This is a genomic window from Pandoraea sp. PE-S2T-3 (assembly GCF_002179965.1).
In the GTDB taxonomy this organism is placed as follows: domain Bacteria; phylum Pseudomonadota; class Gammaproteobacteria; order Burkholderiales; family Burkholderiaceae; genus Pandoraea.
Genome location: NZ_NGUQ01000007.1, coordinates 429330 through 452607 on the forward strand (window position 1 = coordinate 429330; position 23278 = coordinate 452607).

The 23278-nt window shown below is 64.0% G+C and carries 16 protein-coding genes; 11 read left to right on the plus strand and 5 right to left on the minus strand.

What is annotated here, in order from left to right:
- The first annotated feature begins 50 nt into the window (after nt 1–50).
- Entirely contained in the window at nt 51–956 is a 906-nt protein-coding gene (locus tag CDV46_RS03990) for a DMT family transporter (protein WP_087721851.1), read from the plus strand.
- Between the two features lie 104 nt (nt 957–1060).
- On the opposite strand, the gene uvrA is transcribed toward CDV46_RS03990, so the two are convergent.
- A complete protein-coding gene (uvrA, locus tag CDV46_RS03995; protein WP_176399015.1) occupies nt 1061–6925 on the minus strand; it encodes an excinuclease ABC subunit UvrA in 5865 nt (1954 codons plus the stop codon).
- Nucleotides 6926–7326: 401 nt separating this feature from the next.
- Here uvrA and vapB point away from each other — a divergent pair, with 401 nt between their 5' ends.
- The 6 genes from vapB to CDV46_RS04025 all read left to right on the plus strand — a co-directional run bounded on the left by vapB (nt 7327) and on the right by CDV46_RS04025 (nt 14209).
- On the plus strand, nt 7327–7563 hold the full coding sequence (gene vapB / locus CDV46_RS04000) for a type II toxin-antitoxin system VapB family antitoxin (RefSeq protein ID WP_087721852.1): 237 nt from the start codon (nt 7327–7329) through the stop codon (nt 7561–7563).
- Nucleotides 7563–7964, plus strand: coding sequence for a type II toxin-antitoxin system VapC family toxin (locus CDV46_RS04005; protein WP_087721853.1), 402 nt, complete (start codon nt 7563–7565; stop codon nt 7962–7964). The genes vapB and CDV46_RS04005 overlap by 1 nt, the downstream gene beginning before the upstream one ends.
- A gap of 226 nt (nt 7965–8190) precedes the next feature.
- Nucleotides 8191–8727, plus strand: coding sequence for a sigma-70 family RNA polymerase sigma factor (locus CDV46_RS04010; RefSeq protein ID WP_254915920.1), 537 nt, complete (start codon nt 8191–8193; stop codon nt 8725–8727).
- The gene (locus tag CDV46_RS04015) at nt 8724–9842 is read left to right on the plus strand and encodes a FecR domain-containing protein (RefSeq protein WP_087721854.1); all 1119 of its coding nucleotides are present in this window, start codon (nt 8724–8726) and stop codon (nt 9840–9842) included. Before CDV46_RS04010 ends, CDV46_RS04015 begins: the two co-directional genes overlap by 4 nt.
- 160 nt (nt 9843–10002) lie before the next feature.
- The gene (locus CDV46_RS04020; RefSeq protein ID WP_140413291.1) at nt 10003–12492 is read left to right on the plus strand and encodes a TonB-dependent siderophore receptor; all 2490 of its coding nucleotides are present in this window, start codon (nt 10003–10005) and stop codon (nt 12490–12492) included.
- Between the two features lie 76 nt (nt 12493–12568).
- Nucleotides 12569–14209: an SH3 domain-containing C40 family peptidase gene (locus CDV46_RS04025; protein WP_087721856.1), complete on the plus strand. Its 1641-nt coding sequence runs from the start codon at nt 12569–12571 to the stop codon at nt 14207–14209.
- A gap of 22 nt (nt 14210–14231) precedes the next feature.
- Here the strand turns inward: CDV46_RS04025 and CDV46_RS04030 are convergent, their stop codons facing one another.
- The 4 genes from CDV46_RS04030 to CDV46_RS04045 all read right to left on the minus strand — a co-directional run bounded on the left by CDV46_RS04030 (nt 14232) and on the right by CDV46_RS04045 (nt 18878).
- Complete coding sequence (locus CDV46_RS04030; protein ID WP_087721857.1) at nt 14232–16385, minus strand: UvrD-helicase domain-containing protein; 2154 nt, start codon at nt 16383–16385, stop codon at nt 14232–14234.
- Between the two features lie 27 nt (nt 16386–16412).
- Nucleotides 16413–17663 carry an NAD(P)/FAD-dependent oxidoreductase gene (locus tag CDV46_RS04035; protein ID WP_087721858.1) on the minus strand — a complete coding sequence of 417 codons (1251 nt, stop codon included), beginning with the start codon at nt 17661–17663 and terminating at the stop codon, nt 16413–16415.
- A 74-nt stretch (nt 17664–17737) separates the two neighbouring features.
- The gene (locus CDV46_RS04040) at nt 17738–18091 is read right to left on the minus strand and encodes a RidA family protein (RefSeq protein WP_058376695.1); all 354 of its coding nucleotides are present in this window, start codon (nt 18089–18091) and stop codon (nt 17738–17740) included.
- A 127-nt stretch (nt 18092–18218) separates the two neighbouring features.
- Nucleotides 18219–18878, minus strand: a complete 660-nt coding sequence (locus tag CDV46_RS04045) for a TetR/AcrR family transcriptional regulator (RefSeq protein WP_058376694.1) — start codon at nt 18876–18878, stop codon at nt 18219–18221.
- A 157-nt stretch (nt 18879–19035) separates the two neighbouring features.
- On the opposite strand from CDV46_RS04045, the gene CDV46_RS04050 reads away from it, so the two are divergent.
- The 4 genes from CDV46_RS04050 to CDV46_RS04065 all read left to right on the plus strand — a co-directional run bounded on the left by CDV46_RS04050 (nt 19036) and on the right by CDV46_RS04065 (nt 23268).
- The gene (locus CDV46_RS04050) at nt 19036–20328 is read left to right on the plus strand and encodes an NAD(P)/FAD-dependent oxidoreductase (RefSeq protein WP_087690549.1); all 1293 of its coding nucleotides are present in this window, start codon (nt 19036–19038) and stop codon (nt 20326–20328) included.
- 122 nt (nt 20329–20450) lie between these two features.
- Nucleotides 20451–20771, plus strand: a complete 321-nt coding sequence (locus tag CDV46_RS04055; RefSeq protein ID WP_249277668.1) for a DUF3331 domain-containing protein — start codon at nt 20451–20453, stop codon at nt 20769–20771.
- A 285-nt stretch (nt 20772–21056) separates the two neighbouring features.
- Nucleotides 21057–22262 carry a PNC family class C beta-lactamase gene (gene blaPNC, locus CDV46_RS04060; RefSeq protein WP_087721859.1) on the plus strand — a complete coding sequence of 402 codons (1206 nt, stop codon included), beginning with the start codon at nt 21057–21059 and terminating at the stop codon, nt 22260–22262.
- Nucleotides 22263–22422: 160 nt separating this feature from the next.
- Nucleotides 22423–23268: an alpha/beta hydrolase gene (locus CDV46_RS04065; RefSeq protein WP_254915921.1), complete on the plus strand. Its 846-nt coding sequence runs from the start codon at nt 22423–22425 to the stop codon at nt 23266–23268.
- The last annotated feature ends 10 nt before the right edge of the window (nt 23269–23278 follow it).

Here is a 23278-nt window from a genome sequence, read left to right on the forward strand (position 1 = left end):
CAGCGCAAGCTGACAGAATGCGAGGTCGTTTCTTTTTACGAGCCCCGACCATGTTCATCCGATTTGCGCGGGGTCCCGAAGTCTACGCACTCATTGCCGCCGCATTGAATGGCACGATCGGTCCGCTCACTCGTGTCGGACTCGGCTACGGTTTGACGCCGACGAACATCGCGTTCTGGAAATGTTTTGGCGCCTTTGTAGTGATCGCAAGTTACTGCTGTGCACGACGGACGTTGCGCGATCAAACGGTGCGACTGGCGAGCCGCTGGCCCGTTTTTGCACTGCTCGCGTTGCTGGGCATCTTCTGCCTCTACGCTTTCGAAACCTGGGCGTTCGCTGAGGCATCGATTCCGCTGGTCTCTTTTCTGACCTACGCCGCGGGGGGTGTCACGATTGTGCTTTCGACGCTGGTTTTAAAGGAGCAGATCGCACGGCGAAAGGTCGCTGCGTTCGGTTCCATCGTCACCGGCGTTGCACTGATCTGCCTGTTCGAAGGCGGTGTGACGGGAAGTTATCTGGGTGTTGCGCTCGCCTTATGCGGTGGCCTCGGTTACGCGTTGTTCATCTTTCTGTCGAAGTTATGGGACGTGGGGAGTGGCCTCCCGCAGCTCACTTGGCTGTTTGGATTCGGCAGTCTCTACTTGCTGCTGCTCTCGTTGCATCAGGGGTTTGCCGTACCGGTCGGGTGGGCTTGGGTCATCTTGTCAGCATTGATTCTGCTGCCTACGATTGGCGGCTTCTATTTCACAACACTGGCGATTTCGCACGGCGAGGCAAGCAAGGTACAGATCATCGAGACCAGTGACCCGTTGTTCGCCACACTGTTCGCCTTCGCATGTTTCGGAGACATGCTCGGTGGCTTCGGTGCGTTGGGTGCCGTCTGCATCGTCGCCGGGCTTTTGATGACGATTGTGCCGCGTCGTATCGGTGACCTCGTGACGAGCGATCAAGGGTGACGCGGTATGTCTGATGCAGTGCGTTTGATGACGTGAGCGCTTTAGAAAGCAAACGGGACGCCGAAGCGTCCCGTTTGTCTTTCTGCTCAGCGGAAGTCCTGCGGTTACTTCACCGCTTCCGCTTCTTCGACCTTGGCAGCCGATTGCGCCAGCACTGGCCTGAGGGCGATACCGGTATGGCTTGCCGCCACCTTCGCGAGCGCATCCGGTGATGTTGCCGCCACCACCGTGCCGCCATCCTTGCCGCCTTCCGGTCCCATGTCGACGATCCAGTCGGCTTCCGCGATGACGTCGAGGTTGTGCTCGATCACTACGACGGTGTGTCCTCCGTCCACGAGACGATGCAGCACCTTGATAAGACGTGCCACGTCGGCCATGTGCAGCCCCACCGTCGGCTCATCGAGCACATACAACGTGTGCGGCGACTTCTGACCACGGCGCGTAATGTCGTCGCGCACCTTGGTCAACTCCGTCACCAGCTTGATACGCTGTGCCTCGCCGCCCGACAACGTCGGCGACGGCTGCCCCAGCGTCAGGTAACCGAGCCCCACGTCCTTCATCAACTGCAACGGGTGCCCGATACTCGGCATCGACGCGAAGAACTCGACCGCTTCGTCCACTTCCATCGTCAGCACGTCGCCGATGCTCTTGCCACGCCACGTTACCGCCAACGTTTCGGCATTGAATCGCTGGCCGTGACACACGTCGCACAACACCTTCACATCGGCAAGGAAGCTCATGCCGATCGTGCGCACGCCCTGCCCCTCGCACGCCGGACAACGCCCGTCGCCCGTGTTGAACGAGAAGCGCGAGGCCGAGTAACCACGCGCACGCGCTTCCAGCGTGTCGGCAAAGAGACGTCGGATCGTGTCCCAGAAGCCGATATACGTTGCCGGACACGAGCGCGGCGTCTTGCCGATCGGCGTCTGGTCGACTTCGAGCACCCGGTCGATCGTCTCCCAGCCGGTCACCGACTCGCAGCCGTGCCACGCATGCGTCACCGCGCGACGCGGTTCCGCCGGTACCTCCGACTTGGCGCGCGGCTTACCGTCCGCCTTCACCGCATGCCGCACCGTGCCCTTACGGGCGCGGCGCTCGGCCGGTGAGGACATCACCGAACGGCCTACGGCGTCGAGCAAATTCGTCATCAACACGTCGCGTGCCAACGTCGATTTGCCCGAGCCTGAGACGCCCGTAATCGCCGTCAGTCGCGAGAGCGGCAGCGATGCCGTGACGTTCTTCAGGTTATGCAGCGTTGCGCCATGCACCGTCAGCCAGTTCGGCGGCACCGCTTCCGTGCCCTTCTTCGGCGCAACGACTTCGCGACGCGGTTGCAGCGGGTGCTGCAACGGATGCGCGAGGAACTTGCCCGTCAGCGAATCGGGATGCGCCGCCAGATCGGCCACGCTTCCCTGCGCAACGAGCGTACCGCCGCGTTTGCCCGCCCCCGGCCCGATATCGATGATGTGGTCAGCGCGACGAATCGTGTCCTCGTCGTGCTCGACCACCACCAGCGTGTTGCCTTGGTCGCCGAGCTTGCGCAGCGCGCCAAGCAGAATGCCGTTATCGCGCGGGTGCAAGCCGATGGTCGGCTCGTCCAGCACGTAGCACACGCCCTGCAAATTGCTGCCGAGTTGCGCCGCCAGACGAATCCGCTGCGACTCGCCACCCGAGAGTGTCGGCGCCGCACGGTCCAGCGTCAGGTAGCCCAGCCCCACTTCTTCCAGAAACTCGAGGCGGCCCTGAATTTCGCTGATCAGGTCGCGCGCAATGCTCGCATCGCGGCCATGCAGATGCAGCCCTTGCACCCAGTGGCGAACGTCGGTGACGGTCCACTGCGCAACGTCCGAAATCGCCTCTTCGTCAAAGGTCACGGCCCGCGCGACCGGATTCAGTCGCGCACCGTGGCAGTCCGGACAGGGCTGATCGCCCACGTCTTCCGGTTCTTGCTCCTCCGACGGCAGCGAATGCTCGCGTCCGCGGTTGTCTTGCCCGAGCACCGTGTCGTCGAATGCTTCGCGCTGCTCACGCGTGAGCGCGAGCCCCGTGCCCACGCAGGTCGTGCACCAGCCGTGCTTGCTGTTGAACGAGAACATGCGCGGATCGAGATCGGGATAGCTTGTGCCGCACACCGGGCACGCACGCTTGACCGAAAACACTTCGATCTTGCCGACGCCTTCGCCGGGTTGGTCACTGGTCATGGCGTCACCCAGACCGTCGAGCGGCGCCAGCAGATGCATGACGCCCTTGCCCAATTCGAGCGCCGCCGCGAGCAACGTACGCAGCAGACCTTCGTTCTCGGGGGTGATCACCACGTCACCGACGGGCAACTCGATGGTGTGCTCGCGGAAGCGATCAAGCTTCGGCCACGGATCCACCGGCAGGAAAACGCCGTCGACGCGCAGATGCGAATGCCCGCGCGCCTTGGCCCACTTCGCCAGATCGGTGTAGATACCCTTGCGGCCTACCACCAGCGGTGCCAGCAAACCGACGTGCTGACCGCGCCGGTCGCGCATCAATTGCGCCACGATGGAATCGGGGCTCTGCGCCGTCACCGGCGCGCCGTCGTGAATGCAATGCTGAATACCGAGCTTCACGTACAGCAGCCGCAGGAAGTGCCAGATCTCCGTGGTCGTCGCCACCGTACTCTTGCGGCCGCCACGTGACAGACGTTGCTCGATGGCCACCGTCGGCGGAATGCCGTACACGGCATCGACTTCCGGACGCCCCGCCGGTTGCACGATGGAGCGCGCATACGCGTTCAGCGACTCCAGATACCGGCGCTGCCCCTCGTTAAACAGAATGTCGAACGCGAGTGTCGACTTGCCCGAGCCAGACACGCCCGTGATCACGCTGAATTTGCCGCGCGGAATCTCCACGTCGAGCGACTTCAAATTGTGTTCGCGCGCATTGATGATCCGGATGGCGTCGCCACCCGCTGGCTTACGATGGGCGCGCGCGGCACGCAAGGCGGTTTGCAACGGCATGCCGGCATCGTCCTTTGTGCTTGCCGCCACGGCCTGTGCAGGTGCCACGATATTGCGCTCGTAGTCGGCCAGTGCCTTGCCGGTATGCGAGCCGGGGCATGCCACCACATCGGCCAGCGTACCGGCGCAAAGCACTTCGCCGCCGCCTTCACCGCCCTCCGGTCCCAGATCGATGATCCAGTCGGCAGCGCGCACCACGTCGAGATTGTGTTCGATCACCAGCAGCGAATTGCCGCCGTCGAGCAACTTGCCGAACGCGCGCATCAGCTTGGCGATGTCGTCGAAGTGCAGGCCCGTCGTCGGCTCGTCGAAGATGAACAGGCGGCCGCGATGCGCCACCTTCTGGCCGCTTGCCGTCTTCTTTTGCGAGGCTTCCGCCAGAAAACCCGCGAGCTTGAGACGCTGTGCTTCACCGCCCGAGAGCGTCGGCACGGGCTGGCCCAGCTTCACGTATTCAAGTCCGACATCCACGATCGGCTGCAACACACGCAGCACGTCGCGATCCGACGAGAACAGCTTCACCGCCTCGTTCACCGTGAGGTCGAGCACATCCGACACGCTCAACTCGCGCATGGCTTCACCCGGCACGGCGCGCTGAATCTTCACGTCGAGCACTTCGGCGCGATAGCGCTTGCCATCGCAGTCCGGGCAGCGCAGATACACGTCGCTCAGGAACTGCATTTCCACGTGCTCGAAACCCGAGCCGCCGCAGGTGGGGCAACGTCCGTTGCCCGAGTTGAAGCTGAACGTGCTGGCGTTGTAGCCGCGTTGCAGCGCTACCGGTTCAGCCGCGAACAGCTTGCGAATCTCATCGAACGCACCGACGTAACTTGCCGGGTTCGAACGCGCCGTCTTGCCGATGGGCGATTGATCCACGAACACGACGCCCGACAACTGCTCGGCACCCACCAATTCATCGTGGGCACCGGGCGCCTCGGTCGGGTCACCGAAGTGACGCGCGAGTGCCGGGCTGAGCACATCCTGCACGAGCGTCGACTTGCCGGAACCCGAGACGCCCGTCACGCAGACAAGCCGCTGCAACGGAATGTCGACGCTGATCTGTTTGAGGTTGTGTTCGCGCACGCCCGTGAGCGACAGGCGCGGCGTGTCGGCATCGACCGGACGCGCCCGCCAGTTCGACGCGTTCGCCACGTGCTTGCGCCCGCCGAGATAACTGCCGGTGAGGGTGTCGGCGTTGCGCACTTCGTCGGGCGTGCCGTCGAACACGATCTGACCGCCGCGCTCGCCGGGGCCGGGCCCCATGTCGATCACACGATCGGCCGCCAGCATGACGGCCGGGTCATGCTCGACCACTACCAGCGTATTGCCCGCATCGCGCAGGCGATGCATCGCGGCAACAATGCGGTCCATATCGCGCGGGTGCAGGCCGATACTCGGCTCGTCGAGCACAAACAACGTATTGACGAGCGAGGTACCCAGCGCCGTCGTCAGGTTGATCCGCTGCACTTCGCCGCCGGAGAGCGTGCGGCTCTGGCGATCGAGCGTGAGATAGCCGATGCCGACGTCGCATAGATACTTCAGTCGCGTGCCGACTTCCTCTTGCAGCAGCTTGAGTGCATCGTCGAGCAGGCTCGACGGCAGCGTGAGCGAATCGAAGAACTGACGCACGCGCGAAATCGGCATGAGCATCAGGTCGTGCATGGTCAGGCCGGGCAGTGCCTCGAGTTGCGCGCGCGACCACGACACGCCGCGCGGCATGAAGCGTTGCGACGGCGGCAGCACGGCGTCGGCGTTCTCTTTCGACCCCAGACGCCACAGCAGACCTTCCGTCTTGAGACGCGCGCCGCCGCAGGTATCGCAGGTGGTGTAGCTGCGGTACTTCGAGAGCAGCACGCGAATGTGCATCTTGTATGCCTTCGACTCCAGATAGCCGAAGAAGCGTCGCACGCCATACCACTGCTTGTTCCACTCGCCCTTCCACGTCGGGTCGCCTTCGATCACCCATTCCTGATGCTCGGGCGAGAGCTTCGACCATGGCGTGTCACGCGGAATGCCTGCCTTACCGGCGTATTCGAGCAAGTCCTGCTGAATCTCTTTCCATGCGGGCGTCTGAATCGTCTTGATCGCGCCGCCGCGCAGCGTCTTGCGCTCGTCGGGAATTACCAGACCGAGGTCGACACCGATCACGCGCCCGAAGCCTCGGCATGCCTCGCAGGCGCCGTAGGCCGAGTTGAACGAGAACAGTGCCGGCTGCGGATCGGCGTAATGCAGATCGCTATCCGGGCAGTGCAGGTCCTGCGAATACCGCCAGATGTCCGGCTCACCTTCTTCCGCGAGCACGTAGACGTTCACACGGCCGCGGCCGCGCTTGAGCGACGACTCGATGGCTTCCATCGCGCGCGCCTTCTCGGTGTTCTGCAAGCGGAAACGGTCGGCCACCACGTCGAGCACCTTGCGCGTGCCGGTGGCACTCACGACTTCGCGCTCGGCCTGCACGCGGGTGTAACCCGAAGCGGAGAGCCACTGCGTCACCTCGTCGGGCGTGACACTGCCCGGCAGTTCCACCGGGAACGTGACGACCAGTCGCGGGTCGCCCTGCGCCGTGCGCGTCATCAGTTCCGCGTAGATGGTCTCGGGCGTGTCGTGGCGCACGGGTTGCGCCGTCTCGCGATCGAACAGCGCCGCCGCACGGGCGAACAGCAGTTTCAGGTGATCGTTGAGCTCGGTCATCGTGCCGACCGTCGAGCGCGAACTGCGCACGGGGTTGGTCTGATCGATGGCGATGGCGGGCGGCACGCCTTCCACATGGTCGACCTGGGGGCGGTCCATGCGGTCGAGAAACTGACGCGCGTAAGCACTGAAGGTCTCGACGTAGCGACGCTGGCCTTCGGCAAACAGCGTGTCGAAGACCAGACTCGATTTGCCGGAGCCGGACGGACCGGTCACGACCGTCATCTCGCCGGTCTGGAGATCGACGTCGAGATTCTTGAGATTGTGCTGACGGGCGCCACGAATGCGAATGGCGTGGTTGGCCGACGATGCAGGCGACGGCGTGGTCGACGGCGTTGCCGGGGTTGTCGCCGGGTTTGTCGACAGGTCGGGTTTCGAGGACGAATTATCCAATTGTTCAGGGCCGCTTGGTTGACGTCTGAAAGTGCGCATGCGCGCCTCGGGGGAACTACTGTATCAGGCCGATACGACAGGCGCTGACAGCATCCACGCTCCGTTCGGCATGGGGCGATTGTACTGTATATTTGTACAGCACCTCACCCATACCCCCATTGCCGATAGTCCTAATTTTCGGGAGCCCTGCCTTGTCTTCCAGCACACATCACGCCACATCGACGTACACACATATGTATTTACATTCGCCGATACAGCGCCTAAAGTATGAGCACGATGTTTTCCAGTTGGAGCCGCTCATGCACATCACCCGCGCCTTTCGTAACGGCAACTCACAGGCCGTACGCATCCCTGCCGACCTGGCTTACGAAACTACCGATATCGAGCTGGAAATCGAGCGCGTCGGCGACGAACTGCGCATCCGGCCGCGTCGGCGACCGCTCTCTGGTGTGCTCGACAAGTTCGCGCGCTTCGGTGCCGATGTCATGAGCGACGGGCGCGAGCCGCAGGAGCAATCGGATCGCGAGGCCCTGTAATGCCACGCTACATGCTCGACACCAACATCTGCATCTACCTGATGAAGCACCAACCGGAAGCCGTCGCAAAGCGCTTCGCGCAATGCATGGTGGGTGACGTCGTAATGTCGGCGATCACGTTTGCCGAGCTGTGCTACGGGGTTTCCGTGTGCACAGAACCCGTACGGGAACGTCGCCACCTTGCGGCTTTGATTGAGGACATTCCGGTTTTGCCCTTCGATGCGGCCGCCGCAACCGCCTATGGGCCGATCCGCGAAGCCACCCGTGAGCGCCGCAAGGATCACCTCGACAAGTTGATCGCCTCACACGCGGCATCGCTCGATGTCGTGCTCGTCACCAACAACGAACGCGACTTCACCGCCTATCCCGGCCTGAAGATTGAAAACTGGCTTCGGGACTGACGCCACCTGCCGCTACCTGCCACCACCTACCGCTTCCCCCCGGCGGACTGCCTGCCACTCTGCGCCCCGCATCGCCTGCGTCCCCCTCCCGCGCGCCACTCCCCCGCATTTATTTCCCACCCGTCGCCGCCCCATGCGTGACATGATATGATGCGAATGATTATCATTAACCAACAAAACTGTTGAATCAGTGACGGCAGCGCAAGCCCGCGGCCGAGCCAAGATCATGATGCGTGACGACACCGGGGGCCGTTCAGACCACGCACGCGCCGAAGCGTCCGGCGTGGCCGCGCTCTATCACGATCACCACGGCTGGTTGCGTAACTGGCTGCACCGCAAGCTCGGCAACCACGGCGACGCGGCCGATCTCGCGCACGACACCTTCGTGCGTCTGCTCAGTAAAGACGCCCCCGTCTGCCCGCGCGAACCGCGCGCATTCCTCACCGTCGTCGCACAAGGCCTCGTCGCCAATCTGCATCGCCATCGCAAGATCGAAGGCGCGTATCTCGACACGCTCGCCGCACAGCCCGAAGCCGTCGCGCCCGATCCGGAAACGCGCGCCATCCTGCTCCAGACCCTCATCGACATCGACCGCCGCCTCGACGGCCTGCCGCCCGTCGTTCGCCGTGTGTTCCTGATGTCGCAACTCGATGGCCTCGCCCAACGCGATATTGCCGAAGCCGTCGGCATTTCGATTGCCACCGTGCAACGCCATATCGTCAAGGCGCTGCATGCCTGCTGCTTCGGGAGCCACCGTCCATGAGCGCCCACTCGCACACCGCTGGCGCCCCATTGCCGGAATCGGTCACGCTGGCCGCCACCGAGTGGTTCGTCCGTTTGCAATCGCACGAAATGTCCACTGGCGGCACGAGCAGCGCGGCGACGGATGCGCAGACCAGCGCCCGCGCCGCCGATCAGGCCGCCTGGCAACACTGGCATGACGCGCACCCGCAGCACGCGCAGGCATGGCAACTACTGGTCGACTTCGGCAGCCAGCTGCGCACGATTCCCCCCGTTGTCGCCCACGGCACGCTGCTGCGGATGACGGCGCGCAAGGCCGCGACGAGCCAGTCACGCCGCCGTGTACTCGGCCTCTTTGCGCTGGCGACGGTCGCCGGGGCCGCGTGGACCGCACGCGACAGCGCGACGGTGCAATCGCTGCGCGCCGACCTGAGCACCCGTGTCGGCGAGCGCCGCACCGTGCAACTGGACGACGGCACTTCACTCGCGCTCAACACCGATTCGGCGGTCGACGTGCGTTATACGCAAGACACCCGCCGCCTGCGCTTGCTTCGCGGCGAAATTGCCGTCACCACGGGTGCCGATGCCGACCACGGCCATCGACCGTTCTTCGTCGATACGGCACACGGCCGCTTGCAGGCCCTCGGCACGCACTTCCTCGTGCGTCAGCAGAACGACACCGCTTCGGTCACCGTGCTCGAAGGCGCCGTGCGCGTAACGCCATCGGACGCCGCCGGGAATGCCATCGTGCTCACCGCCGGTCAGGGGGCAACCTTCGACGCCACGGCCATCCGCTCACGCTTTGACGACACCAGCGCCGCCAATGCCGTCGCGGCATGGACGCAAGGCATGCTCGTCGTGCACGCCATGCCGCTCGGCGAGTTCCTCGCCGAATTGAGCCGCTATCGTCGCGGCCATCTCGGTTGCGCACCCGAAGTGGCCAACCTGCTGGTCTCGGGAATCTATCCGGTCGACGACACCGAGCGCGTGCTCGACATGCTCGCGCGCGCGCTGCCGGTCGAGGTCGAGCGCTATACCCGCTGGTGGGTGCGTGTGCTGCCAGGCACGCAAACCGGCGAGCCGCCAGGGCGTATCCGCACGATCCGGACCTTCGGCGGGGACCGTACGCACACCTGAACCGCGCGCGGTACGTCGATCGCCGCCCCGGTCGCCGGGCGACAGGCACCGCCCGCTAAAAACTTTTTTGCCGTCGGATGAGGGGTTTTCGAATCTCGCGGGGCATAGGAAGGAATGCCCATTTCGATGTTCGATGCTCCATAGAAAGGAATCCGCCGTCATGTCTTCTCACGTCAGCCCCACGCCGCCGCGTGCCGCTCGTGCTTCTGTTGCATGCGTTGCCACTGCCCGCCGCGCTGTCTCACTGGCCGCCTTCGCCGTCTTTGCCGTGAGCGCACAGGTCCACGCCGCCGACGCCACGTCGCCGGCAGGCACCACAGCGGCAACGGCAACCCGCCCCGCACAGCCGCTGCACATTCCCGCCGGCTCGCTGCAACAGGGGCTCGTCGCGTTCGCCCAGCAGACCGGGCTGATGATCTCGTACGACGCCGCCCAGATCGCCGAGAAGCGCACGGCCGGGGTCTCCGGCAACTACACGCCCTCGCTCGCGCTGGCGATCCTGATTGAAGGCACCGGCCTGCAAGCCACCGGCCAGCCCAACGGCGGCTACATCGTGGCGCCCGGCGCCAACGGCGGTGCACCGGCAACAGGGGCGGCCGTGGCGCTGCCCGCGACCGACGTCAACGCGCGTGCAGATCGCGACGTCGCGCGTGGCCCGGTGGTCGGCTACGTGGCGCAGCGCAGCGATACCGCGACGAAAACGGACACGTCGATCATGCAGACGTCGCAGTCGATCAGCGTGATTCCGCGCGACCAACTCAACGATCAGGCCGTGCAGACGGTTAGCGACGCACTCAAGTACTCCGCCGGTGTGAACGCCGACCCGTACGGCAGCGACACGCGCGCCGACTGGTTCTACATCCGTGGCTTCAACGCCGATGCGTATTGGGACGGCCTGCGCATTCCGCAGATCGCCAACCGCCCGGGCAGCTACGCCGCCATTCGCGTCGACCCGTACACGCTGGAGCGCGTGGAAGTGCTGCGCGGTCCCAGCTCGATCCTCTACGGCGCGGGCAATCTGGGTGGTCTGGTCAACCTGGTGAGCAAGGTGCCGAGCGCCGAGCCGTATCGTGAAATCGGCGTTGACTACGGCACGTTCGACCGCCGCCAGTTGCGCGTCGACGTGACGGGCCCGGTCAATGACGACGGCACACTGCTCTATCGCATCACCGGTCTGGGCCGTCTGGCCGACACGCAGACCAACAACGTGACCGACGACCGCATCATGATTCAGCCGTCGATCACGTGGCGCCCGAATGCGCAGACGAGCCTCACGTGGTTCTTCAACTACTTGCAGGACAACATGGGCTCGTCGGTCAGTTACGGCCCGGCCATCGGCATGGTGACGCCGTCGCGCTGGGGACGCATCGACCGTGAACTGCTCACCGGCGACCCCGCTTTCGACCGCTATCGCAAGACGCAAGTCGCTACGGGCTTCCGCTTCGAGCACCGCTTCAACGACGCGCTGCAACTGCGCTCCAGCGTGCGCTTCACGCACATGGACCTCGACTACAAGTCGATCTACGGCACCGCGCTGCTCGCGGACCAACGCACGTTGCAACGCACCGCCTATCAGGCCGAGCCGATCCTGAACGGCTGGCAGATGGACAACAACGTGCAGTACGACACGAAGACCGGCCCGGTCGCGCACAAGGTGGTCGCCGGCACAGACTTTCAGTCGCAACGTTTTCTGAATCGCGTGTGGACCGGTTCGGCACCATCGCTCGACCTCTACGCACCGGTGTATGGCGTGAAGGGCGTGCTGCCGGCCAACCCGACGACCAGCACCGATCAGACGCAAACGCAGCTCGGCCTGTATTTGCAGGACCAGATGCGCTGGGACCGCTGGTATCTGACGCTGGGCGGGCGCGAAGACTTCACGTGGTTGACGACCGACAACAACATCGCCAAGACCACCGTGAAGCAGACGCCGAACAAGTTCACGTGGCGCGCCGGTCTGTTGTACGAGTCGAGCTTCGGCGTCTCGCCGTACTTCAGCTACTCGACGTCGTTCTTGCCCACGCTGTCGACCAACCTCGCGGGCGACCCGCTCAAGCCGACCACCGGCCAGCAGTACGAGATCGGCATCAAGTACCAGCCGACGAACACCAACGCGCTCTTTACCGCGTCCCTGTTCAATCTCACGCAACAGAACGTGTCGACGGCTGACCCGGCCAATACGCGCAACACGATCCAGACCGGGGAAGTGCGCTCGCGCGGCGTGGAACTCGAAGGCAAGGTGAGCCTGACGAACAAGCTCAATGTCGTGGCCAGCTACACGTATCAGGACGTGGAAGTCACCCGCAGCAACAACGCCGATCTGGGCAAGCGCCCGTATGGGGTGCCGCGCAACATGGCGTCGTTCTGGGCCGACTACAACTTCGGCAATATCGGCGACGTGAAGCTCGGTGCCGGCGCTGGCGTGCGCTATCTGGGCCAGACGGCTGGCGATACCGCCAACTCGTTTTCGGTGCCGGGGGTGACGCTCTTCGACGCTTCGCTGCACGCTGACATCGGCTGGCGCTGGCGCCTGCAACTGAACGCGACCAACCTGTTCGACCGCACTTACGTCGCGGGCTGCAACACCACCGTGCAGTGCTACTACGGCACGGGCCGCACGGTGATCGGGAGCGTGACGGCGCGCTGGTAATGCGAGACGGCTGATTCGTGAAGCCTCGGTGGACGATGGAGTAGCATGGCGGCATCCTGACTTTGGGACATTTCCCATGGGTGCAAACCTGCCGACGGCACACGCCACGATGCCGCCGACGCGTGCCTTGGTGCGCGCGTCGGCCGCCCTCGCCGGCCTCATCGGCACACTGGTGCTGCTGGCGGCCTGTTCTGCGCCCTCGCCACGAGGGGAAACCGTCGCCGCGCCGGCATCCCTGCCGATGGCGACGGAACAAGCCCGCGTCAACGTCGCCCGCTTCCCCATCGAACACTACGATCAGGACGTCGATCACTGGATCCGTCCCGACGCCCCCGGCTACGATCAGCCACTCATCTCCTCCGCCGAGCAAGCACGCCGCTTCGAAGCATTCCGCGCGCGCTACTTCGGCACTGCCGCAGGCGATGCGTCGCCGTGGAACGGCACTTGGCTCTCGACGTCACTGCTCAATGCCGCAGGCGCCAGCCAGATTGCCGACTCGCAGGCACGACGCGTCCGCCGCTTCGACAACAGCGCCGCCGGTGTGCGCAAGACCTACGGCGAGAACTTCCAACCGCACTCACAGGCGTGGATTCGTGCGATCGAGTCGAACATGGCGCTCGCGCAACTCGACGCGGACCATGCCAACTGGCGTTACGACCCGCACCGCCGCGGCATCACGGTCGATAACTCGCTAGTGCGGCAACTGCCGACATCCGACCCCGCGTTCTACGATTTCCGTCAGGCAGGTGAAGGCTATCCGTTCGACGCGCTGCAAGACTCCGCTCTGCGTCCGGGCACACCCGTGTACACGCTCGCGCGCAGTGCGGACGGGGCATGGCTGCTGGTGTATTCGCCGGATTTGATCGGCTGGGTGGATGCCCGCACGGTGGCGTCGGTCGACGAGCGGTTTGTCGCGACGTGGCGCGCGGCGGCACAGCGCGGACTCGGTGCCATCGTGCATGCCGATACGACGCTCGCCGACACCGTGCCCGGCACACTCAAGACGATCTATCGCACGACGGCGCCCATCGGGACGGTACTGCCGATGGCACGCGCACAAGACGGCCGGCAAATCGTGATGTTCCCCGTGGCCGATACCCAGCGAGCTGCCGTGGCCCGCACGATGCAACTCGATGCGTCGACGTCGACAGTTGTGCCGATGCCGTGGACGCTGACGCCACGTCACATGGCACAAGTCATGAAGCAGATGATCGGGCGGCCGTACGGGTGGGGAAATACGCTGTTCTACAACGACTGTTCGGCGGAGACGCGCAGCCTCTTTGCGCCGTTCGGCATCTGGCTGCCGCGACATTCTTCCGACCAGTTACGCGCGGGCCAACGCACGAACCTTCGGCAAGCCGACATCGATACGCGTTTGCGCACGCTCGCCGAGCGTGGCCGGCCGCTCATGACGTTGATCCACATCGACGGCCACATCATGCTGTACCTCGGCAACACGCAGATCGACGGGCAGACCGTGCCCATGACGTATCAGAACGTGTGGGGACTGTCGCCAGCGGATAACAGCCGGCGCAACGTCATTGGCGGTTCGGTGATTCTGCCGCTGTTGAAGACTTATCCCGAAGACCCAGAAGCGCGCTCGCTGGCGGGCAAGCGGCTATTCGAAATCAGCGTGATTGGCGACGGGAATGCCGATGCCGGCGGCGACGCGGCACACGCCAAGAGTGCCGACACGCCGGAGGAAATGCCGCAGTAGCGGGAACGCTGTTAGGAACGAATCAAAGCCACGGCAGGAAGCGCTCGGTGCTCATATCCGACGTGATGTACCACTGCCGCCGCGCGGGATCGTAGCTCGCACCGAGCCCTCGAATTTCCGCGTGGTCGCGCGGATCGTAGTGCTTCAGATAGATGCGGATAATGTTGTCTGCGGACGCCAGTTGCCGATTCCGGTCCAGCGCAATATCCGCGCGCAGCGTCGATGTCTCCAGCGCCAGATCACCGATGAACCGGCTCTGAAGCACGGCATTGGCAGATGAGGTCACCAGCACCAGCTTGTTGCGCGCGCGCGTCGCGGCCACGTAGAACAGATTGGCTTCCTGATCGTGCGCGAGATGCGGGTTCGGGAATTCGTTGCGATCCATGTACGGGAGAATCACCCGGTCGAACTCGCGTCCCTTCACGTTGGAAACCGTATCGATGATCACGCGCTCGACTCGCCGTCCGGTCGTCGCGGAGGTGACTGTCGCGAGCCACGTATCGAAGAACCCCGCGAGCGTATCCGGCTTTCCCGCCATGGCACTTTCAAAGGCATCGAGCGACCGGGACACCATTTCCGCGTCATACGGTTTCGCGTAAACGCGCCGCGCAATGGCCCCGAAATCGATCCTTGTGCGAATCAGCTTGAACGCATCGACGGCGCTCAATCCTTTCACGAGTCCACGAATTTCCAGCACCAGTGCGCCGACCTTGGTCACCGGACGCTCCGGTACATCGCCCACTAGCCACGTCTTCAGGAACTCCTCGAACAACTCCGGGTTCTGCGCCAGCAGCGCTTGCATCTCACGAACGCGTCCGGGTTCGATTTGCACATTCCCGAACAGCGCCAATGTCGCGGCAATTGCCACGCGATCGGACGATTCCAGTCTGCCAAAGGCGCCAAGCGCGTAAGCAAACACGCCACGAACGAAACGGATCTCTTCGCGATGATGGAAGTTGCGCGCGGCGGGTGCCCGATAGCGGATATTGCGCCGCCACAGCACTTCTTCGATCAACGCCGATTGATGCCAGTCGCGCAGCAGAATCGCGCACGCGTCGGCACTTCCCGCCTGTGCGGCCCACGCGGCAACCTCGTCCGCGACCGCGTTGGCAACGCCTAGCGCGCTGCCGTCACTTTCCACCAATTTGATCGGCGTATGCGTGCGGACGTAAGACTCGATCGTCTTTTGCTTGAACGCAGCGACCGGGTAGGCAATGTGCGGGCCATGACGGAACGTCTGACTCAGCGGATAGAGTTCGGTCGACGTGAAGTCGTTGCGGAATCGGTCGCCCATGTAGGTGTCGCTCGCACCCAACGTCGCGTGAATCACCTGATCCTTGTCGCCGACGCCGAGAAAACGGCACTGGTTGGCGAGCAACACGCGGCACAACACCCGGTAAGCCGCCTCGTTGAAGTCGTGCTGCTCGTCGCAAACGACCAGACTGTACGGCCCCAGATACGCATCGGCGATGGCGTCCATGCCGATCGCTTTCGCCAGATCGTAGGTCGCGTCGTACGGGTCGCGAAAACGCGGCTCGTCGTCGCGTCCCCGTCGAATCCGTTCGTATTCGATCGTGATGATGAACTGCGCCCGGGTCACCCCCAGCGTCTCGAGCATGCCGTCCAGATTCTCGTCGTAGATATCGTCGAACAAGGCACCGGACGCTTTCAGACGGCGCATGGCGTCGATAGCGAGTGCCACGTTGACGTGATTGGGCTCGAAGGTTCCTTCCGGAAATGCCTCGACGGTCTCGTCAGGCACGTTGTCCATGGCCTCTTCGATCCACGGGGCCAGATCCCGATCGAGTTCGAACTGCGTGGCGCGCGAGTCATCGCCCGGCAGGCGGGAGAGCACGTGCCGGCTGAATTTGTCGAACGTGAACACGTGCACTTGCTCGGCCGCACGCACGTGGATACCCGCCTGCGCCAGCCGGCGATTCAGCACCGACGCGGCCGTGTCGGTAAACGTGAGCGCGAGAATGTTTCCCGGGGACGTGCCCCGCGCGACCGCCTCGCCAATGCGCGCCACCAGCACCGACGTTTTCCCCGCACCGGCGTTGGCCTGCACAAGGCAAACGCGTTCCTTGGCTAGCTGAATTGCCACTTGCTCGGCTGTCGGTGCCGGGCCATTCGGCACGAAGCGCGGTGCGCGCGAGGTATCAACGAAATCTTCCATCAAGCCTGATCAATTTTCTGGTGTGCGTTAGTGCGGCGTGGACGACAGGAACCGCTGCACACCAAACGGGCGCGGATCCAGCAACGGGGTCTCGCCCGTCATCATTTCGGCCACGAGACGGCCGGTGACCGGCCCGAGTGTGAAGCCGTGGTGCGCGTGGCCGAACGCAAACCACAGGTCCCGATGTGCGGGCGCAGGTCCGATGATCGGCATCATGTCCGGCGTGCAAGGACGACGGCCCATCCATGGTGCCTCGTCGACGCGCTCCGCCAGCGGGAACGTCTCGCGCGCCAACGGCTCGACGGCCGCGAGTTGCACCGGTGTCGGCGGGGTGTCTCGAAGGCCGAGTTCGACGCCCGTCGTCAGGCGAATGCCACGCGTCATCGGCGCGATCAGGAAGCCGTACTCGGCATCCAGCACCGGTTGATTCAGTTGCGCGCCATCTTGCGCGCGATAGTGCATGTGATAGCCGCGTTTGACCGCCAGCGGCAGCCGATAACCGAGCGACGCGCTCAGGGTATCGGACCACGGTCCGAGTGCGATCACCGCGCGGCGGCCTTCCACCACCCCCTCAGACGTCTGCACCGTCCACTGCGGCTTGAGCGTCGCCGCATCGCCCGTCAGCACCCGGCCACCGAGCGATTCGAAGTAGCGCGCGTACGCCGCCACCAGACCGCCCGGATCACGCACCGAGTTCGACGCCGTGTAGCGCAGTCCGCCGATGAGTGCATGCGTGAGCGAAGGCTCTTCTGCACGTAATCGCTCCACACCGAGGACTTCGTGCGGCACGCCGTATTCCTGTTCCCATTGCGCCGCATCGCGCCGTGCCACGTCCATCGCCGCGACGGTGCGGAACACCTTCACCCAGCCGCCTTCGCGCAGCAACGCCTCCGCGCCCGACGCCGCGATGAGATCACGGTGTTCCGTCAGGCAATGGACGATCAACTGGCTGTAGTGCCGCGCAATCTGCGCATGCCGTGCCGGTGCCGAGTTGTGCCAGTAACGCGCGAGGAAGGGCGCCATGGCGGGCATGGCCGACGGGTGATAACGCACGTCGGTCGAACGATTGCGCGCGTAGCGCAACAACGTGCCGATGTCGCGCGGAAACGCGTACGGATAGACGCCTTCGCGCTGAATCAGCCCGGCGTTGCCGAACGACGTCTCGTTGCCGGGCGGTTTGCGATCGATCAAGGCCACCGACAACCCGCGTCGCTGCAAGTGCACGGCGACCGACACACCGACCATTCCTGCACCGAGGACAAGCGCGTCGAACGTCATAGGGAAGGGGGCGAAAAAAGGAAGGGAGGGGGACCAGCAACGTGGCCCACCGAAGTGAGCCACGGGAGAAAAACTTACGCCAGCGCGGTGACGGCGATTTCGACTTCGAGACCGGCGCGCATCAGCGGCGACTGCACGCAAGCGCGCGTCGGGGCGTGGCCTTCAGGCACCCAGGCGTCCCACACGGCATTGAATTCGGCGAAATGCTTGGCGTCCGACAGCCAGATGTTGGCGGTGAGCAGGCGGGTCTTGTCGACACCGGCCGAGGCCAGCAGCTTGTCGATGCGCGTGAGAATTTCCGTCGTTTGCTGCGTCACCGAAACGTTCGCCGTATCCGGCACTTGGCCCGCCAGATACACCACGTTATTGGCGATCACCACCTGGCTCATGCGGGCGTTGGTTTGCAGACGTTTGATTTCGTTCGACATTGAGGCACCGTAAAAGAAAAAGGGCCGGACGTCGGCCCTGGCCCCGATATCTTATACGACTGTCACGCGTCGCTACCGCCCGATGACGCGTAGATGACCGCCGAATGACGGCCGGATGACTAGCGAATTACTGACGAATCAGCGCCATCGCGCAATCGAGCACGGTGCGCTTGAGATCGGCCATGCCTTCGGGCGGCAGGAACGGTCCCATCATGTGGCGATACGACACGGTCTTGCTGATCGCCGAGGTCAGCATGAAGAACATCACATCGGCGTCTTCCACGCGGCGGTCTTGCGCGACGAGCCAATCAGCTACCAGCGGCACCATCGCGTCGCGATACGGGCGCACGAGGCGCTGCGTGAGGATATCGAGGCGTTCGCCTTCTTCCGTGGCCGCCGTCGAGAAGAACATGCCGATGTCCGGGTTATCGAACACGGCTTCCACAAACAGCTGAACCGCCTGTTCGATACGCTCGGCGGGCTCGATCGGGGCATGGCGCAACGCCAGCGTGTCGTCGATCAGCGAGCGCGTGAGCGTCGCGATCTGATCGACCACGGCCACCCAAAGTGCCTCTTTCGAGCCGAAATGATGCGCGATCAGCGCCGCATCCACCCCCGACGCCTCGGCAATCTGCCGCACGCTGCTCGCATAGAAGCCCCGCTGCGCAAAGATCCGCCGGGCGTTATGCAACAACGCTTCGGCACCGTGCGTGCAGTTATCGGTGGGACGGCCGCGCGTACGTTTGCGCGGCAGGTCGGCTTGCGAGACAGCTTTAATCGGAGTCATTGAGCGATGGGTTGGTCGAATTTGCGACAGCAATGCACCAAGTCTAACCGACCCGCGCGCACCTGCCTGCCCAGACACACCCCATTTGACACATAGGGGGCACGGTCGCTATTATGCGCTTATTCATCACTTGTTGAATTGGACATTTCCCCCCCAAATGTCTCCCGCTAACCGAATCGTGATCGTCGGTGGTGGCGTTGCCGGCCTGATGCTGGCGACCCGCCTGGGCCGCACGCTGGGTCGTACCGGCGCTGCGCGCGTGACGCTCATCGACAGCCACCCCACGCATCTCTGGAAGCCGATGCTGCACACCATTGCAGCCGGCACCCGCGATGTGGCGCGGGCGCAGGTCGCCTATCTGGCGCATGCGTGCAGCCATGGCTTCACGTATCAGGTCGGGCGTATGTGCGGGCTGGATCGCCGCAGCCGCGAGATCGTACTGGGAGAAATGGACGCGCCGGACGGCTCGCGTCTGCTCGGCGAGCGCCGGGTGCCCTACGACGCGCTGGTGCTTGCTCTCGGCTCGCAGGCCAACGATTTCGGCATCCCCGGCGTGCGCGACGTGTGTCATTTCATCGACAGCCAGCCGCAGGCCGAAGCCTTCAACACCGCATTGCGTTGCGAAGCCTTGCGCAGCACCGTGAACGACGACGCGTTGCGTGTCGTGATCGCGGGCGGCGGCGCCACGGGAGTGGAACTCGCGGCTGAACTGAGCCGCATGTTCGAAATGGCCACGGCCTACGGCGATCCGCAAATTCGCGAACGTTTGAAACTCACACTCGTAGAAGGCGGCCCGCGCGTGCTGGGCGCCTTTGCGCCAGAGATTTCGTCGGCCACCCAAGCGCAGCTTGAGCGCCTTGGTTTTCGCGTGCTGACCGATACGCGCATCGTATGCGCCGACCGCGACGGCTTTTATCGTGACGACGGCCAGTTGATCCCGGGCGATCTGCTCGTGTGGGCCGCTGGCGTCAAAGCCCCCGACTTCCTGCAAGGCATCGGCGGGCTCGACACGAATCACGCGAACCAGATCCTGGTGCGCGCGACGATGCAGACCGCACAGGACGAGCGCATTTTCGCCGTCGGCGACTGCGCGTCGCTCGTGCCCGCGGACGGCGAACGTGCCTTGCCGCCGACCGCGCAAGTGGCCACGCAACAGGCGGCGCATCTGAGCCGGCATCTGGGTGCGTGGCTGGAAGGTCATGCGATTCCGCCGTTCGGTTATCGCGATCACGGGGCCCTCGTCTCGCTCTCGGACTACAACGCGTTCGGGGCGCTTGGGCGATTTGGTTTTTTCAAAGGTGGCATCGTGCGCGGACGCTTTGCGCAGTGGAGCCACGCGATGTTGTACCGGCGTCATCAACATGCGCTGCACGGGGTGGCCCGCGCGACGGCGCTGTTGGGTGCCGAAAAACTCGGCGGCCTTCTCGGGCCGCGCATCCGGCTGGCCTGACTATGCGAAGCGAAAACAGAACCAATTGCAGCAACCGGGGCGGCCGGGGCCGCGCATCCGGCGTATCGAGTGCCTCGGGCGCGTCATTGCGCAAGAAGGGCGTTTGGCAACATACCGTGGCCATGCTCGACGCGGAGCCGGTCGAGTGCCGGCCGGTGATTCCGTACACACGGCGCGCACCGATCGTGCGCGTGCTCGAAATCGCGAGCGAACTGACCATCACCGTCTCGTGGAACGACGCGATGGGCGGCAACTACGGCGCGCAGATCTGGCGCGTGCGCAAGGCCCATCACCCCGGTGTTTGTGCGCTCACGGGCGCGCCGATCGACGTGGGCGATTTCGTCTACCGTCCGCTCTTCGGTGACATTCCGCCGCTCAACGCCGACGCCATGATCTCCGCCGAGTCGATCCGCCGCGAAGAGCCCGCGCTTCAGGACGCCTGATTTACGAATCGATTCGCCGCTGGCCGCTGGCTGATAGCGCAGGGCTGATGGCGGATCGTCGATACCCCCGCGCTGAATGTAATCCCCCCCTGTATCGATTCAGCGTGTTGCCGCCCCGTAGAGGGCGGTTTTTTTTCGTCAAACGAGCGTTGCAACGGTTACGTCTGTTACCAGTACAGGGAACGACCGGCGACAACTTTCGGATTAGGCTTAGCGCAGTCCAAACGGGCGTCGCGTATTTCGTCGATTGCCCACCGCACAAGCCTTCAGGGAGATACCCTACCGATGAAAAAACGCCATTTCACCTTCATTACGCCGATTGCGGCGCTTGCCACACTTGCCGCCATTGGCTGGATGGCCATGAGCGCGGGCAGCTACGCCGCGCAACCCGGCGGCGATCCGCAAAGTGCCGCCATCAAGAAACTCGTCGACCAGACCGTCGCATCGGTCATGAAAGACAACGCCGTCCCGGGCATGGCCGTCGGCGTGATCGTTGACGGCAAATCGTACGTATTCAACTACGGCGTCGCCGACAAGGCAGCAAACAAGCCCGTGACGGCCGATACGCTGTTTGAAATCGGCTCCGTCAGCAAGACCTTCACCGCGACGCTCACCGCCTACGCGCAAACCACCGGCGCACTCTCGCTCACCGACAAGACCAGCCGGTTCCTGCCGTCGCTGGCCGGTACCCCCTTCGGTGAGCTCACGCTGCTCAATCTGGGCACCCACACGGCCGGCAGCCTCCCGCTGCAAGTGCCGGACGGCATTCGCGACGACGATCAACTGCTCGCTTATCTGAAGACTTGGAACCCTGCGAAGCCGCCGGGCACCGTGCGCACCTATTCCAACGTGAGCATCGGCACGCTGGGATGGATTACGTCCCGCGCGATGGGCAGCGATTTCACGACGCTCATGACCCAGCACGTGTTCACGCCGCTCGGCTTGTCGCATACCTATCTGCACGTGCCTGCCGATCAGATGGCGAACTACGCCTGGGGCTATTCGAAGACCGACAAGCCGGTTCGAATCCGACCTGACATTCTCGAATCGGAAGCCTACGGCGTGCGAACCACGGCGGGCGACCTGCTGCGCTTCGTGAGCGTGCAACTCGGCAAGCCGGTCGGCGATGCGAAGTTGCAGCAGGCGATTCACGACACGCGCATCGGCTACTACTTCGACAGTCCGATGACGCAGGACCTGATCTGGGAGCAGTACCCGTATCCGGTCACGCTGGATTCGTTGCTCGCGGGCAACGGGGCGAAGATGGCCTACGAGACCACACCGGCGCGTGAACTCTCGCCGTCGATGGCACCGACACCAGCCGTCTGGGTCAACAAGACTGGATCAACCAATGGTTTCGGCGCATATGTCGCGTTCGTGCCTGCGAAGCAGATGGGCATCGTGATCCTCGCGAACAAGGCGTTCCCGATCGCGGAGCGCGTGCGCGCGGCACATCAGATTCTGTCGACGCTCGACGGCAACTCACGCTAACGGTTTCGTCATGCTCAAGTCCGCGCGGTCTCTCGGGTTAGCACTTTCGATCACCACCGCTGCCTCCATGACACACGCTGCCACCACTGAGATTCAAGCACCCGGGCCGCAAGGTCCGCTCGCAGGCACGCTCGAATCTCCCGCGCAGCCGATCGCTACTATGCTGATCATTCCGGGCTCGGGGCCGACGGATCGCGACGGCAACAATCCGTTGGGTGTGCGAGCTGAGCCGTACAAGCTGCTCGCCGAAGGGCTGGCCGCGAATCGCATCGCCACCGTTCGCATCGACAAGCGGGGATTATTCGGCAGCGCAAAAGCCGTGGCGAACCCGAACGCCGTGACCGTCGACGATTACGTGCAAGACACCCTCTCGTGGGTCAACACCATCCGCCAGCAAACGAGTGCGCGTTGCGTCTGGTTGCTCGGTCACAGCGAGGGTGGGCTGATGGCGCTGGCAACGGCGGCCCGTCATCCGGAAGGCGTTTGCGGACTAATTCTCGTATCCACAGGCGGCCGGCCGCTAGGCGATGTGCTGAGCGAACAGTTGCATGCCAATCCCGCCAACGCTCACATCGCCGACGCTGGTGACGCGGCCATTCTCTCGCTCACGAAGGGCGAGCGTGTGGACGTCAAAACACTGCCCACGCCGCTGGCGCCGCTCTTCGCGCCGGCCGTGCAGGGCTTTCTCATCAGCCTCTTCTCGCAAGACCCCGCCAAACTGATTGCCGACGTGAGGGTGCCCACGCTCATCGTGCAAGGCGAGCGCGACCTGCAAATCGGCGTGGTCGATGCACAACGGCTCAAAGAGGCGCAGCCTGCTGCAACGCTCGCCCTGCTGCCCGACACCAATCACGTCCTGAAAACCGTGACCACCGGTGAGCGTGCGGCCAACATCGCGACGTATGGCAACCCTTCGCTGCCACTGGCCCCGGGCGTCGTGAGCACGATTGCGCGCTACATCACCGCTGTCACTTCGACGGGTGAGGCACCGCCAACGCCAAAGTAATCGTTGACGG